Source organism: Streptomyces sp. NBC_01622 (assembly GCF_045209635.1).
Classification (GTDB): domain Bacteria; phylum Actinomycetota; class Actinomycetes; order Streptomycetales; family Streptomycetaceae; genus Streptomyces.
This window is the reverse complement of the sequence record NZ_CP109293.1, coordinates 2,169,075-2,183,862: the sequence shown is the minus strand read 5'-3', so window position 1 is coordinate 2,183,862 and position 14,788 is coordinate 2,169,075. Positions and strand designations below refer to the sequence as shown.

The 14,788-nt window shown below is 70.9% G+C and carries 14 protein-coding genes; all 14 read left to right on the top strand.

The window, feature by feature from the left end; all coding sequences use genetic code 11:
* Positions 1–122 precede the first annotated feature (122 nt).
* The 14 genes from OH768_RS10035 to OH768_RS09970 all read left to right on the top strand — a co-directional run bounded on the left by OH768_RS10035 (position 123) and on the right by OH768_RS09970 (position 14,784).
* Entirely contained in the window at positions 123–1,259 is a 1,137-nt protein-coding gene (locus OH768_RS10035; RefSeq protein WP_406452183.1) for a lactonase family protein, read from the top strand.
* 202 nt (positions 1,260–1,461) lie between these two features.
* Complete coding sequence (locus tag OH768_RS10030) at positions 1,462–2,268, top strand: ABC transporter ATP-binding protein (protein ID WP_406452181.1); 807 nt, start codon at positions 1,462–1,464, stop codon at positions 2,266–2,268.
* A gap of 54 nt (positions 2,269–2,322) precedes the next feature.
* Positions 2,323–2,898, top strand: a complete 576-nt coding sequence (locus OH768_RS10025; protein WP_406452179.1) for an SRPBCC domain-containing protein — start codon at positions 2,323–2,325, stop codon at positions 2,896–2,898.
* Positions 2,895–3,776: an HpcH/HpaI aldolase/citrate lyase family protein gene (locus OH768_RS10020; protein ID WP_406452177.1), complete on the top strand. Its 882-nt coding sequence runs from the start codon at positions 2,895–2,897 to the stop codon at positions 3,774–3,776. Before OH768_RS10025 ends, OH768_RS10020 begins: the two co-directional genes overlap by 4 nt.
* The gene (locus OH768_RS10015; protein ID WP_406452175.1) at positions 3,773–4,837 is read left to right on the top strand and encodes an amidohydrolase family protein; all 1,065 of its coding nucleotides are present in this window, start codon (positions 3,773–3,775) and stop codon (positions 4,835–4,837) included. The genes OH768_RS10020 and OH768_RS10015 overlap by 4 nt, the downstream gene beginning before the upstream one ends.
* Entirely contained in the window at positions 4,834–6,486 is a 1,653-nt protein-coding gene (locus OH768_RS10010) for a thiamine pyrophosphate-binding protein (RefSeq protein WP_406452173.1), read from the top strand. Before OH768_RS10015 ends, OH768_RS10010 begins: the two co-directional genes overlap by 4 nt.
* Entirely contained in the window at positions 6,483–7,388 is a 906-nt protein-coding gene (locus OH768_RS10005) for a hypothetical protein (RefSeq protein ID WP_406452171.1), read from the top strand. The genes OH768_RS10010 and OH768_RS10005 overlap by 4 nt, the downstream gene beginning before the upstream one ends.
* A gap of 12 nt (positions 7,389–7,400) precedes the next feature.
* Positions 7,401–8,561, top strand: coding sequence for a DUF3500 domain-containing protein (locus tag OH768_RS10000; RefSeq protein WP_406452169.1), 1,161 nt, complete (start codon positions 7,401–7,403; stop codon positions 8,559–8,561).
* Entirely contained in the window at positions 8,558–9,427 is an 870-nt protein-coding gene (locus OH768_RS09995) for a hypothetical protein (protein ID WP_406452167.1), read from the top strand. The genes OH768_RS10000 and OH768_RS09995 overlap by 4 nt, the downstream gene beginning before the upstream one ends.
* A 50-nt stretch (positions 9,428–9,477) precedes the next feature.
* Positions 9,478–10,452, top strand: a complete 975-nt coding sequence (locus OH768_RS09990; protein WP_406452165.1) for an ABC transporter substrate-binding protein — start codon at positions 9,478–9,480, stop codon at positions 10,450–10,452.
* A gap of 33 nt (positions 10,453–10,485) precedes the next feature.
* Entirely contained in the window at positions 10,486–11,346 is an 861-nt protein-coding gene (locus OH768_RS09985; protein WP_406452163.1) for an amidohydrolase family protein, read from the top strand.
* A gap of 55 nt (positions 11,347–11,401) precedes the next feature.
* Positions 11,402–12,106 carry a GntR family transcriptional regulator gene (locus OH768_RS09980; RefSeq protein WP_406452161.1) on the top strand — a complete coding sequence of 235 codons (705 nt, stop codon included), beginning with the start codon at positions 11,402–11,404 and terminating at the stop codon, positions 12,104–12,106.
* 33 nt (positions 12,107–12,139) lie between these two features.
* Positions 12,140–13,729, top strand: a complete 1,590-nt coding sequence (locus tag OH768_RS09975; protein WP_406452159.1) for a carboxylesterase/lipase family protein — start codon at positions 12,140–12,142, stop codon at positions 13,727–13,729.
* Positions 13,730–13,740: 11 nt separating this feature from the next.
* The gene (locus tag OH768_RS09970) at positions 13,741–14,784 is read left to right on the top strand and encodes an ABC transporter substrate-binding protein (RefSeq protein ID WP_406452157.1); all 1,044 of its coding nucleotides are present in this window, start codon (positions 13,741–13,743) and stop codon (positions 14,782–14,784) included.
* The last annotated feature ends 4 nt before the right edge of the window (positions 14,785–14,788 follow it).

Sequence of the window (14,788 nt, the reverse complement as noted above, 5' to 3'; positions counted from 1 at the left end):
GCTTGCGCGGCCCGCACGCAAAGCTTCGTACGCGCTGTGGACGCTGCCGCGCATCGCGACAACTGTTGCTTCCCATGGTCGAGATCAAAGGGGCTGTGTCCCGCAGAACGTTATTGGGCGCCATGACGGCGACGGCGACCGCGGCGACCGTGCCGCTGACCGTCGGAGCACCGAGCGCCGAAGCCACTCCACAGGCGAGACTCGACCTGCTCTACGTCGGCAGCTGGAACGGCGGGCAGGTCCACGGGGTCACGTTCGACCCCGTTGAAGGAGTCCTGACGTCCGACGGGCCGGTGGCGCAGGTCAGTTCGGGCTGGGTGACGGCGCATCCGGACCGCCCGCTGCTCTACGTCGGCGGCCAGCTGAACGGCGGAATCGTCACCGTCCTCGCCGTCGACCGCCCGACCGGCGCGCTGACCCGGCTCGGTCAGGTGAGCACGGACGGCGGAGCCACGGCAGGCGGCGGCCTGTCGTACCTCGGCGTGGACCGGCCCTCGCACACCCTCCTGGTCGCCAACTTCGAGGCGGGCCTCGCCACTTCACTCCCGATCCACCGGGACGGCACACTCGGCGCACCCGTGTCGGTCGTCGTGGACACCGGATCGGGGCCCAGCCCACGCCAGTTGGGCCCGCACCCGCACCAGGTGGTCGTGGCACCCGGCCGCCGCCACGCCCTGGTCCCCGACTTCGGCGCCGACCGCGTCTTCGTCCACGGCTTCGACGGTACGACGGGTGCGCTGTCCCCGGGCGGGACGGGTCCCGGCGCCTACGCCACCGATGCCGGAGCGGGGCCCAGACGGCTCGTCTTCCACCCCGACGGGCGGAAGGCGTACCTGCTGACCGAACTCACCGCGGAACTCCAACTCCTCGACTGGGACGGGAGATCCGGCGAGCTGACGCTCCGTCAGAGCGTCGCGATCGACTCGCCGGACTTCGCCGGCACCAAGAGCGGCGCCGAACTCGCCCTCAGCCGCGACGGCCGCTTCGTCTACGCGTCGAGTCGCGGTGAGAACACCCTTGTCGTGTACGAGGCCGAGCGGCGCACCGGGCTGCTCTCCCTCCTCCAACGCATCCCCAGCGGAGGCCTGAAGCCCTGGAGTTTCACCGTGCACCCGGGCGGGCGCTGGCTGCTGGTCGCCAACGAGGCGAGCGGCACCGTCGACGTCTTCGCCGTCGACCCCCGCTCCGGGCTGCTGACCGGCACCGGGAACTCCCTGCCCCTGCCCAACCCCGACTCCATCGCCGTCTTCGCCCGCTGAGATCCGGCCGCGCAGGATTGTCCATCAATCCTGGGCGGCAAGGGAGTTGAGCGCGAAGAGGAAACGCGTTCTTGCTGCACACTTCTTGCCGTCATGGGTCGGCGCTGTTACGTTCACTGCATCGCTTGTCGGACAATCTGCTGCGAGCGCGGGTTCATCCCTCCCCCCAACCCCTACGTGTAGGCCGGGCAAGGAGACCAAGTTGTCGAACAATCAGCGCGCACCCCACACCGAGGCCCTCCGCTTCGACCACGTCACCCTGGAGTTCCCGGGGAGCCGCCGGCCCGCCATCGAGGACGTGTCGTTCCAGGTCGACCGGGGCCGGTTCGTCGCCGTGATCGGCCCCAGCGGCTGCGGCAAGAGCACGATCCTCAACCTGGCCGCAGGACTGCTCGCCCCGACCCTCGGCCGCGTCCACTTCGACGGCGAGCAGGTGACCGGCGTCAACTCCGAGGCGGCGTACGTCACTCAGCAGGCCAACCTGCTGCCCTGGCTCAGCGTCCGGGCCAACATCGGACTGGCCCTGAAGTTCCGCAAGGTCCCCCGGGCCGAGCGGGAGGAACGCGTCGCCCACTGGGTGAAGGTCGTCGGCCTCACCGGATTCGAGGACCACTACCCCCGCGAGCTCTCCGGCGGCATGCAGAAACGCTGCGCGATCGCCCGGGCCCTGATCTACAACCCGTCCATCGTGCTGATGGACGAACCCTTCGGCCCGCTGGACGCCATCACCCGGCTCAAGCTCCAGCAGGACCTGCTCAACCTCTGGGAGGGAGAGCGGGGCGGCACGCTCGTCTTCGTGACGCACGACCTCAACGAGGCGATCTACCTCGCCGACGAGGTCGTCGTGATGTCCGACGGCCCCGGCACGATCCGCCGGGTGCTGCCCGTCCCCTTCGAACGGCCGCGCAGCATCGGCTCCCTCGTCGAGTCCCGTGAGTTCTCCGAGCTCTACAACGACCTGTGGAGCCTGTTCAAGTCCCAGCTGCAGACGTCGGACGCCGGCGCGTAAGCGCGCCCCCGCCGTCCCCAGCCGTCGCCAAGCCGCTCTGCGAGGTGCCCAGCGTTGATATCGATCGCCGAAGAGATCGCCGTTCCGAGCCCACCGAAACGCGTCTGGGAGATCGTCTCGTCCCCCTCCGAGGTCGTCGCCTGCATCAACGGCGCCGGACTCGGCGAGGCCCACGACGACGGCTCCTTCGACGGAACCCTCGTCGTCAAGTTCGGCGCGATGAAGGTGGCGTTCGCCGCCCGGGTGGCCCTGGAACTCTCCGAGTCCGAACACGAGGGCCGTCTCGCGGCCCGTGGCAAGGACGGCCAGGGCGGCACCCGCTTCACCGCCCGCGCCGACTTCCGGGTGACCGAGGGCGAAGGACCGGACGAGTCACGCGTCAGTGTGCTGGGCGAGGTCCAACTCAAGGGCAGGCTCGCCTCGTTGGTCGAGTCCGGCGCCGGGGCGCTGGTCTCGCGGATGACCCGGGAGTTCTCGGCGCAGCTCATCCAGCGGTGCGCCGGAGCCGAGGCGGTCGCACCTCCCCTCGGCCCGCTCGGCCGCCTGCGGGCCTGGTGGACCCGGCTCCTGACCAGGCATCAGAAACCTTCCGCAGACGGTGACTCGGCGACGACAGGAGGCCGCCGATGACACGGCCCAGGCTCAACAACGTGATCGGCGCACTGGAGTCGGGACGCCACGTCTTCGCCTCCTTCGCCGCCCCCGACCCCGTGTCCGCCGTCGAGTTCGCCACCACCGACTATGACGCCCTGGTCTTCGAGACGGAACACAAACCCTGGGACGTCACCGCCCTGCGCGACAGCCTCCAGTACCTCCTGAACCGCCGCCTGATCCACACCGCCGACGGCCTCGCGCCCGCCGTCACCCCGCTCGTGCGCATCCCGGCCAACGGCGGCGAGAAGGCACAGTGGCACGCCAAACAGGTCCTCGACCTGGGCGCCTACGGTGTCGTCTGGCCGCACATCACCACCGTGGACGAGGCCCGCAACGCGGTCGCGGCCTGCCGCTACCCGAGCCTGCCCGGCAGCCCCCGCCACGAGCCCGCCGGCCTGCGCGGCGACAGCCCCGGCGCGGCGGCCCGCTACTGGGGCCTCACCAACGCCCAGTACTACGCGAGAAGCGACGTCTGGCCGCTCGACCCGGACGGCGAACTCCTCGTCGCCCTCATGATCGAGGACCAGCGCGGCATCGAGAACCTCCCCGACATCCTCGACCAGGTGCCAGGCATCGGCCTGATCCTGATCGGCGAGGGCGACCTCAGCCAGGAACTGGGCGTGCCACGCCAGTACGGGCATCCGCGCGTCCTGGACGCCAAGCGCCGCGTCCTCGACGTCTGCGGCGAGCGCGGCATCGCCGTGGGCCATCCCCATGTCACCGCCGACAACGTCAAGCAAGTACTGGACGACGGCTACCGCTTCCTGATGTCGGCGCCCGTCCGCACCCACCCGGGCCTCGGCCTGGGCCGCGCCCTGACCGGCCGCACCCCCGGAAGGGAAGGACGCCAGTGATCATCGACAGCCACGGACACTTCACCACCGCCCCGCCGGAGCTGGGCAGTTGGCGGGCACGGCAGCTCCGCGCCTTCGAGGAATCCGGCACCCGCGTATCGCCCGACGAACCGCACATCACCGACGACGAGATCAAGACGGCGGTGGAACAAGGCCAGTTGAAGCTCCAGCTGGAGCGCGGCACCGACCTGGGACTCTTCTCCCCGGGCGCCGGGAAGATGGCCCACCACTACGGCGACGAACACACCAGCCTCGACTGGTCCCGGGTCAGCAACGACCTCATCGCCCGGGTGTGCGGACTTTTCCCGGGCAGGTTCGTCGGCGTGTGCCAACTGCCCCAGTCGCCGGGGGACGCCCTGCCCGCCTCGGTGCGCAACTCCGTCGCCGAACTGGAGCGCTGCGTCGAGGAGTTGGACTTCGTCGGCTGTCTGCTCAACCCCGACCCCTCGGACGGCTACTGGCAGGCACCACCCCTCACGGACCGCGTGTACTACCCGCTCTACGAGAAGCTCGTCGAACTCGACGTGCCCGCCATGGTCCATGTCGCGATGTCCAGGAATCCAGCCCTGCAAGGCACTTGCGCGCACTACCTCAACGGCGACACAGCCGTGTTCATGCAGCTGTGCATGTCCGACCTGTTCACCGACTTCCCCACCCTGAAGGTGATCCTGCCGCACGGCGGCGGCGCCGTCCCCTACCACTGGGGCCGCTACCGGGGCGTCATGCAGGACCAGGGCCGCCCACCGCTGGAGGAGGCGGTGCTGCGCAACGTCTACTTCGACACCTGCGTGTACCACCGGCGCGGCATGCAACTCCTGGTCGATGTGATCCCCGCCGAGAACATCCTGTTCGCTTCGGAGATGATCGGCGCCGTCCGCGGCGTGGACCCCGAGACCGGACACCGCTTCGACGACACCAAACACCTCCTCGACTCCCTCGACACGCTCACCGACACCGACCGGCGGGCGGTGTACGGCGGCAACGCGCTGCGTGTGTTCGGCCGCCTGGCGGGCGTGCTCGAGAACGTCGAATCCAACACCCCGAAGGAGGCCGGGAATTGAAGGCCTACGAAGCCCTCGCCGAGGCGTTCGTCAAGGAGGGCACCAGCGACGTCTTCGGCATGATGGGCGACGCCAACATGCACTGGATGAACGCGCTCGACCGGCGCGGGGTCCGCCTCTACGAGGTACGGCACGAGGGCTCCGGCCTCGGCATGGCCGACGGCTGGGCCCGAACGACCGGACGCCCGGGGGTGGTTACGACCACCAGCGGCCCCGGCACCTCACAGCTGGCCACCTCGATGATCGTCGCGAACCGCGCCCGCACCCCGCTGGTCGCCTTCTGCGGCGAGACCAGTTGGGGCGATCAGAGCGCCGTGCAGTATCTCGACCAGCGCCGCTTCGCCGCCGCGATCGAGTGCGGCTTCGTCCACCTCTCCCGCCCCGACCAGGCCCAGGACGCCGTACAACGCGCCTTCTACCAGGCCCGCACCGAGTCACGCCCGGTGATGCTGAGCGCCCCGATCGACATCCAGCAGGGGGAGTTGGACGACGAGGAGGAGTACGTCCCCTCGCTCGCGCTCCTCGACAGCCCCCGGCTGCTGCCCGACCCGGCCCGGATCGCGGCGGCCCGCGACCTCGTCCGGGCCAGCAAGCGCGTGGTCATCGTCGCGGGACGCGGGGCGCGCCGCGCGGGCGCCGGCGGGGAGGTGCTCGCCCTCCAGCGGCGGACCGGCGCGCTCCTCGCCACCACCCTCCAGGCGAAGAACTGGCTGTGCGACAGCACCCGTTACCACGTCGGCCTGGCCGGCCTCTTCGGCAGCAGGGCGGCCACCGAACTCCTCCAGGAGGCCGACTGCGTGATCGCGGTGGGCGCCAGCCTCAACAGCTACACCATCGAGCACGGCTACCTCTTCCCCGACGCCAAGTACGTCCAGATCGACGTCTCCCCGCACCTCGTGATGGGCAACGGCAGGGCCGCCGACTGCTACATCCAGGCCGACGCGGTCACCGCCGTCGCCGAGTTGAGCCGCGCCCTGGACGAACACTCCGTCCACCTCGACGGCTTCCACACCGACGACGTACTGCGCCGCCTCGCCGAACCGCTCCGGCCCCCGGAGTCGTACGTCACCGAACCGGGCCGCATCGACCCCCGCCAGGCCATCCGCATCCTCGACGACGAACTTCCCGGTGACATGGGCCTGGTGCTCGGCAGCGGGCACCAGGTCGACTTCGGCACCATGCTGTTCCAGCGCTCCCGCGAAGTCCTCTCCAACTACGGCATGTTCGGCGCCATCGGGCAGGCCCCCCTTCTCGCGATCGGCCGACTGGTGGCCGAGGGCAGGCGGCCCGGATTCGTGGTGGAGGGCGACGCCAGCTTCCTGATGCACCTCTCCGAGTTCGAGACCGCCTGCCGGTACGGGATCCCGCTCCTGGTCGTCGTCATGAACGACGAGGGACTCGGCGCCGAGTACCACAAGTCCCGCTCCAAGGGCCTCGATCCGAACCTCGCCCTGATCCCGACACCCGAACTGGGCCCGGTCGCCGTCGCGTTGGGCGGGGCCGGCGCCACGGTCCGCACCCCGGCCGAACTCACCGCCGCCGTGGCGGAGTTCGTCCGCACACCCCGGCCCACCGTCATCGACGTCCGCATCACCCGCGAGGTGCTGAGCGTCCCCTACCGGCGGCTCATGTACGGCGAGGACGTATGAGGCGGCCACCGGTGTCACCGCTGACCGTCCTGCTGGGCGACTACCCGCACACCCGACGCCTGAAGGAGAGCCCGGTACTGGGCGGCGACTGCCGCTTCGTCGAGTCGTCCCCGCTGTACCCGGCCTTCGCCCGCATGGTCCGCCGACTGGAGTACGACGTCTGCGAGTTGGCCCTCGCCACCTACCTCCAGGCGCGTGAGGCGGGCGTGCCGCTCACCCTGCTGCCGGTCGTGATGATAGGCGGCACCCACCACCGCTCCCTGACCCGGCTCCCGGACGGACCGCCTCTCACCCCGGGCGACCTCGTCGGCCGCCGGGTGGGCGTGCGCTCCTACAGCCAGACCACCGGCCTGTGGGTACGCGGCATCCTGCGCGAGGAGTACGGCGTCGAGGCCTCCGACGTCACCTGGGTCACCACCGAGGAAGCCCACGTCGCCCAGTACCGCGAACCGGCCTACGTGGAGCGCTCGAAGGCCGGGCGGGTCGCCGATCTGCTGCGGGCCGGGGACGTCGAGGCCGCCGTGCTCGGCCCGCGTGCGACCGGCGGCCAGGGCGAGGGCCTGGTCCCGCTGATCCCCGACGCGGAGGCCGCCGGACTCGCCTGGGTCGACCGGCACGGCACCGTCCCCGCCAACCACGTGGTCGTGGTCCGCGACGACGTCCTGCGCTGCGCACCGGACGCGGTACTCGCCCTCTACCGCGCGCTGGAGGACGCGATCGCCGCCACCGCGCACGAGCGCGACGACTCACCGGCCGGACGCGCGGTGGCGGCCGGCTGGAGCGACTCCCTCGCCAACTGCCTTGAGACCGCCGGGCGCTACGCCCTGGAGCAGGAACTCGTGCGCGCACCCGTGGACGTGGGCGCGATCGAGAAGGAAACAGCGTTCGTCCGGGGCAGTTGAGAGGAGGCAGCGATGACAGGACTACGACACCGACCGAGCGCCCCCACCCGACGGCCCGACCAGTGGACGCCGGACCTTCTGGCCAAGGTCGACTGGCGGCGCCGCGCGGCGGCGGAACCCTTCCGCGGGGTGGCCACGTCCGAGGGCGTGCGCCCCGGGCTCTTCCCGTTGCACGAGACCGGCGTGGACGTCACCGGCGTCCGCCGGGCCGCGGAGGACTACCTCGCCGCCCTCTCACCGACCCGACGGGCCGCGGGCAGGTTCCCCGTCGACGACCTGACGTGGCGTCACTGGGCCAACGGGGCAAGATACTTCCTCCGCCACGGCCTCTGCCTGGAGGACCTCGACGACGAGAGACGCCACCGCGCCCTGGACGTCGTCCGCGCCAGCCTCGGCGCCCACGGCTACACCCAGGTCCTCGACCTGATGCACCTCAACCTCACCATCGGTGAACTCCGGGGCGAGGAGGACCTGTTGAACGAGTGGCTGTACTGGTTCAGCGTGTACGGCGAACCCGAGCACGGCGGCCCCTGGGGCTGGCAGCTCGACGGCCACCACGTCAACGTCAACTGCGTCTTCGTCGGCGACCAGATGGTCCTCACGCCCACCTTCCTGGGCGCCGAGCCGGTGACCGCCACGTCCGGGAAATACGCGGGGACATCCGTCTTCCGGCGCGAAGAGGCCGTAGGACAGGAGCTGTTCACCACTCTGACGAGCCGTCAGCGGAAGCTGGCGGTGATCGCGGACGAGCTGCCGCCCGACCTGTTCGCCGGCGCCTTCCGCGACAACCTCGAACTCGACATCGCAGGCGTGCCGTTGGGCGAGCTGACGTCCGGCCAGCGCGCGGTCGCGGCGGAACTCATCGGCCTCTACGTCAACCGCGCCGGTGCCGGTCACGCCCGGGTCCGCATGGACGAGGTCACCGCCCACCTCGCCGACACCCACTTCGCCTGGATCGGCGACGGCGGCCTGAACGGCGTCTTCTACTACCGCGTCCACAGCCCGGTGATCCTCATCGAGTTCGAGCACCAGGCCGGGGTGATGTTCGACAACGACATGCCCTCGCGCAAGCACATCCACACCGTGGTCCGCACCCCGAACGGCAACGACTACGGCACCGACCTGCTGCGCCGGCACCACGAGCGGTTCCACCGGAAGGGGAGCACGGGATGAAGATGGTTCTGGGCCGCGACGACCTCGCGGCCGCCGCACGGGCCGCAGTCCGCGCCACCGGCACGGACCTCGAACGGCTCGACGTACGCCCCGTGCACAAGGCCTCGCGCGGCTTCGTCAACGAAACGGACGTCGAGGTCTGCGAGGTGGCGGTCGTCACGCTCCTCCAGGCCGTCGCCCACGGGAAGCCGGTCGTGCTGCTCCCGGTCACCACGCTCGGCCGCCACCAGCACCAAACCCTGATCACCTGTGGTGAGTTGACCGTCGACGACCTCGAGGGCAGGACCGTCGGCGTCCGCTCCTGGAGCCAGACCACCGGGGTGTGGGTACGCGGATTCCTCGGCGAGCAGTACGGGATCGACCTGCGGAACGTCGACTGGGTCGTCTACGAGGACGGCCATGTCGACGGCCATGAGGACCCGGACTGGGTGAAGCGGGCCCCCGAAGGAGCCCGGCTCCAGGCCGACTTCCTCGAAGGCCGCCTCGACTTCGGGATCATGGGCAACGAGACCCCGGCCACAGACCTCGTCCACAGCGCCGTCCCGGACGCGTCCGACGCGGCTCAACAGTGGGCGCTCGCCCGGGGGTTCGCCCCCGTCAACCATGTCGTCGGCGTCACCGAGTCGGCCGCACGGGAGCACTCCACCGCGCTCTGCGCCGCGTACGACGCGATGCGCGCCGCGATCCCGCCGACGAGCCCCGTGGACTTCGCCCCGGTCGGCTTCGAGGCACTGCGCGGACCGGTCACGCAGGCCGCCCAATACGCCCTGGAGCAGGGTGTGTTGCCCCGACCCGTCGCCTTCGGCGAGCTGGTGGAGGGGACCTGCGTGGCCCTCGGTGTGGAGCCCGCGCGGCTCGGCGGATAGGCCCGCGCGGACGGCCGTAGTGAACAGACCCGACGATCGGAAGGCAGGGCATGCAGAAGCTCTCGGTGGCCCTCGGGGAGTACCCGCACGGGCAGGCGCTCCTCGACGGCGATGTCGAGGTGGACGGGTACCGGATCGAGCCGGTCGAGGTCAGGCCGGTCATCGGCGCCTACCGGCGCATGATCCGCGACCTGGAGTTCGACGTGTGCGAACTCGCCCCCGTCTCCTATCTGATGGCTCGTCAGGAAGGGGTCCCGCTCACCGCGATCCCGGTCTTCCTCAACCGCCGTTTCCACCACGGAGACGTGCGGTGCGCCGAGGACTCGGGCATCCGCGTGCCACGGGACCTGGAGGGGCGCCGGGTCGGGGTCCGCGCGTACACGGTGACCACGGGGGTGTGGGTGCGCGGCATCCTCGCCGAGCAGTACGGCGTGGACGTCGGGAAGATCACCTGGGTGGTGGACGACGACGACCACATCGAGGGCCGCACCCCGCCGAACGTCGAACGGGTCGGTGACGGACGGTCGTTGGGCGAGCTGCTGCGCACCGGTGACATCGACGCCGCGTTCACCGGCAACGCGGGGACCGGCCGGGCGGGCGCACCCCGGGCGGGTTGGACGGCGGCGGACGACGGGGTGGGAGAGGGGCCCTATCCGCTCTTCCCGGACGCCGAAGTGCTCGCCGTGGACTGGTACTTGAGGACCGGTGTCTATCCGCTCCACTCCCTCATGGCGCTCCGCTCCGAACTCGTCGACCGCGATCCCGCCCTCCCCGGCAGGCTCTACACGGCCTTCGCCGACAGCAAGCGCAACCAGCTCGCCGCCGATCCCGACTGGTCGGCACAGCCCCGGTTCGCCCGCCAGGCGCGGCAGATCGACGGCGACCCGGTCCCCTACGGCACCGGCGTCAACGCGCCGAGCCTGGCCGCGCTGGTGCGGTTCTCCCGCGACCAGGGCCTGGTCGACCCGGGCTTCCCGGCCGGCCTCCGGGCCCTGTTCGCCGCCGGCGACTACCCGGACGCCTGACCGGAACGACGTACCGCACAAGGGAGTTGGACCATGGACGTGGTCGACGCACACTGCCACATCATCTCGCAGGACGAGTCGCGCTATCCGCGCGCGCCGATCGGCGGCAAGCAGTCGGTGTGGGCCGAGTCCCGGCCGGTGACCGCCGCCGGAATGGTGACCCGGATGGACGAGGCGGGCATCGGCCAGGCCGTCCTCGTCCAGGCCACCACGGCCTACGGCTACGACAACTCCTACGTCGTCGACAGCTGCCGCGACCGCCCCGGACGCTTCGTCGCCGTCGGCACCTTCGATCCGCTGCGCCAGAACGCCGCCGGCATCCTGGCGGGCGCGGTCGGCGACGGCGGTCTCGCCGGGGTGCGGCTGTTCACGAGCGGCAGCACGGTGCCGACACAGGGGGAGTGGTTCGCCGCGCCGGAGACGTATGAATTCTGGCGCCGGGCGGGCGAGTCGGACATCACCGTCTGCCTTCAGATGCGGCTCGGCCCGGCGACCAAGCAGCTCCGGCAGGTCCTGGAGCGGTTCCCGGACGTGCGGGTCCTCCTCGACCACATCGGCTATCCCGACATCGCGGCCTCGCCCGCCCGCGCCGGTGCCGACGTCGCCGAACTCGCCCAGCATCCGGGCCTGTTCCTGAAACTCACGCACCGCAACCTGGAGCGGCTGTCCGACGCCGGGGACGCGGCGGCCGACTTCCTCGAACCCGTCGTAGCGGCGTTCGGTGCCGAGCGGATCGCGTGGGGCTCCAACTGCCCCGCCGCCGAACAGCCGTTGCCCGAGCTGCTGCGCCTGGCCGAGGACGTCCTCGCCGTACTGCCGGAGGACGCCCGGCGGGCGATCTTCGCGGACACGGCCCGGCGGCTGTATCCGGGGCTGGCCGAAGCGCGCGGCTGAACAGAGATACTCCCGGAGCAGTCGACATCCCCTCCCAGACATACAGGTGATCAAGGTGGACATCAGCGGTTACGACGACGTCGTGGATCCGGGCCGGACGTCGCCCACCCGGCACAGCCAGGCCTACGAAGGACTGCGCACCCTGCTCCTGTCGGGCAGCGTCGAGCCGGGCACCCGGCTCACCGAGGCCGACCTGACCCGGATGTTCAACGTCTCCCGCAGCACCATGCGGTCGGTCCTGGTCCGGCTGACCCAGGAGGGATACGTCACCAGCGAGGTCAACCGCGGTGTGCGCACCCGCAGTTTCACGGTCGAGGAGGCCGCGGACATCCTGGAGGCCCGCGAGACGCTGGAGTCCGCCCTCGCCGGGAAGGCCGCCGAACGCGCCACCGACGAGGAGATCGCCCAACTGCGCGCCACCCTCCGGGAGATGGAGGAGTGCAAGGCACGCGGCGACCAGGCCGCCTACTCGCGCGGCAACCGCCTCTTCCACCAGCAGGTCAAAGAGGCCGCCCACCAGGTGACCCTCGCCAAGGCCTACGACACGTTGCTCTACCCGCTCGTCATGCGCCAGTACCGCAACCTCTCCGCGCCCCACCCGAGGGCCGGTTCGCTGGAGGAGCACCAGGCGATCCTGCTCGCCGTCGTCACCCGCAACCCCGAGGCGGCCGTCGCCGCGATGCGCCACCACGTGGCCTCCGCCCGACGGGCACTCCTGCTGCGCTCGGCCGGCGACGACGCCGTGCGCACACCCGACTGACCGGCCACGCGCCGGACACGAGAAAGGGTCTTCATGCGCCACCCAGTGGAAACCGAGGCAGGGCTGGTGGAGGGCATACCGGGCCGCGACCGCGCGATCACCGTCTACCGGGGCATCCCGTACGCGGCGCCCCCGGTCGGCGAGTCGCGCTGGCGCGCGCCGCAGCCCCCGCCGACCTGGCCGGGTGTGCGCACGGCCGACGCCTTCGGCCCGATGTGCCCGCAGGCCCCCAACAGCGAGGTCGCCGGCATCGACCTCCCGATGAGCGAGGACTGCCTCCACCTCAACATCTGGACCGGCGCCGCCTCCACCGAGGAACGCCGCCCGGTCCTGGTCTGGATCTACGGCGGCGGCTTCCGCGTCGGCACCGGCGCGAGCCCCCGTTACGACGGCGAGGCCCTCGCCCGCAAAGGCCTGGTCGTCGTGACCTTCAACTACCGCCTGGGCGCCTTCGGTTTCCTCGCCACCCCCGAACTCAGCGCCGAGTCCGGACACCGCGCCTCCGGCAACTACGGCCTCCTCGACTGTGTCGCGGTCCTGCGCTGGGTGCGGGACAACATCACCAACTTCGGCGGCGACCCCGACCGGGTCACGATCGCCGGGCAGTCGGCCGGTGCCGGAGCGGTCAACTTCCTCGCCATGTCCCCGCTGGCGCAGGGCCTGTTCCACCGCGCGGTCGCGCAGAGCCACGCCCGGTACTCCCGCGATCCCGAACTCCGGTACCTGGCAACGTCGTACCGCACCCTCGCCGACGCCGAGAGCGCGGGCGCACGCTATGCCGAGGAACGCGGCGGCCCCTCGCTCGCACGGCTGCGCTCGCTGCCCTGGCAGAAGCTGGTCGACGGGGACGCGGCCGTCGACTCCCCGGTGGAGACCGGGAGTTCGGCGAAGCCGCCGCTGTTCCGGCCCGTCGTCGACGGGTGGGTGCTGCCCGCCGGTCATGAGGAGACGTACGCCAAAGGGCTCCAGAACAACGTCGGTTACCTCGCCGGCAACAACCGCGACGAGAGCGGAGCCGTCCCCGAGAGCACCTTCGCGAGCTATCGCACCGCCGGCCGGAAGGCCTGGCGTCCGGGCATGCCACCGGTTCACGTCACCCTCCACGACTACACGGCCGCCGCCCGCAGGAAGTACGGCGAGATGGCCGACGAGTTCCTGCGGCTGTACCCGGCTGCCACCGACGACGAGGCGGGCCGCGCCCACAACGCGGCCGTACGCGACAACGCCCGTGTCTCCACGTTCCTCTGGGGCACCGACTGGACGAGACACGCGGACCGGCCGGTCCACACGTACTTCTGGACCCACCGCTCCCCGGCCCGCGGGCAGGACCCGCGGCGCGCCTCGCACGGCTCCGAGATCGACTTCGTCCTCGACAACCTCGACCAGGACGACGCCGAGTGGAGTGCCGAGGACCGCGCCGTCGCCGGGATCATGTCCGGCTACTGGGCCAACTTCGTCGCCACCGGCGACCCGAACGGGCCCGGGCTCCCCAACTGGCCGCCGTACAGCCCGGATTCGGCCACGGTCATGCAGGTCGGCGAGGGCTTTGGACCGGTCCCCGTCGCGGAGCCGGAGCGGCTCGACTTCTGGAAGCGCTTCTTCCGTACGCAGCAGGCATGGTGACAGGAGACCTCATGAGACTACGCACCGTGGACACCCGTACCGCCACCGCCCTGGCGGCCACCATGGCGCTCGGCACGGCACTGCTGACCGCGTGCGGCGGCGACTCCTCGGCGAGCGCCGACGGACTCACCACCGTCACGGTCGGCACCGGTGGCAACATCTTCGACCTGCCCCTCAAAGTGGCCGACGCCAACGGGTACTTCCGCAAGCAGGGGCTCAAGATCAAGTACGTGACGCTGACCGCCGCGACCGGACCCTCCGCCCTCCAGGCGGGCTCGGTGCAGTTCCTCCACGACAGCCCGACCGGGTTCGTGACCGCGCTCTCCAAGGGCCTCCCGGAGATCGCGCTCGGCGCGGACGGCCTCGGCAACCCGCTCGGACTCGTCGTGAGCAAGAAGTTCGCCCAGGACCACGGTCTGACCGCCTCGACCCCGGCCGCCGACGTCGCGAAGGCCCTCGCCGACTCGACGGCGGGCGCCAGTTCGGCCAACACCAAGGCCGAGGCCGGGATCTTCCTCAAGTCGCACGGCGTCGACCCCGCCAAGCTGAAGTGGGTGTCACTGCCGAGCCCGGTCGCGGACAAGGCCGCGCTCAACAACCACGAGATCGACTGGTTCGTCACCTCCGAACCGCTGCCCCTGCAGATCGCGGACTCCGGTGACGGCGTCGTCGTGGCGACCCCGCTGACCGTGCCCGAATGGGACGCCACGCACTCCGGATACAGCCAGTTCGTCGTGGCCCAGAAGAGCTACGCCACCGGACACGCGGACATCGCGAAGAAGTTCGTCACGGCCGTCCGGCAGGGCACCGCCTACATGCGGACCCACCTCGCCGACAAGCAGGACAAGACCGTCCTGGCCGTGGCGCAGGAGGCGCTGCCCGGCGTACCGGCCAATGTTCTCGAAAGCAGCCTGGAACAGGTCGACTGGCCGGCGAAGGCCGCCATGGACGCGGCCACCTGGAACACCACCACGGCCTTCATCGACGCGATCGGGGCGCTCCCCGACGGAGCGAAGGTCACCACGAGCGACTGGACCAACAAGTACCTGCCATGACACG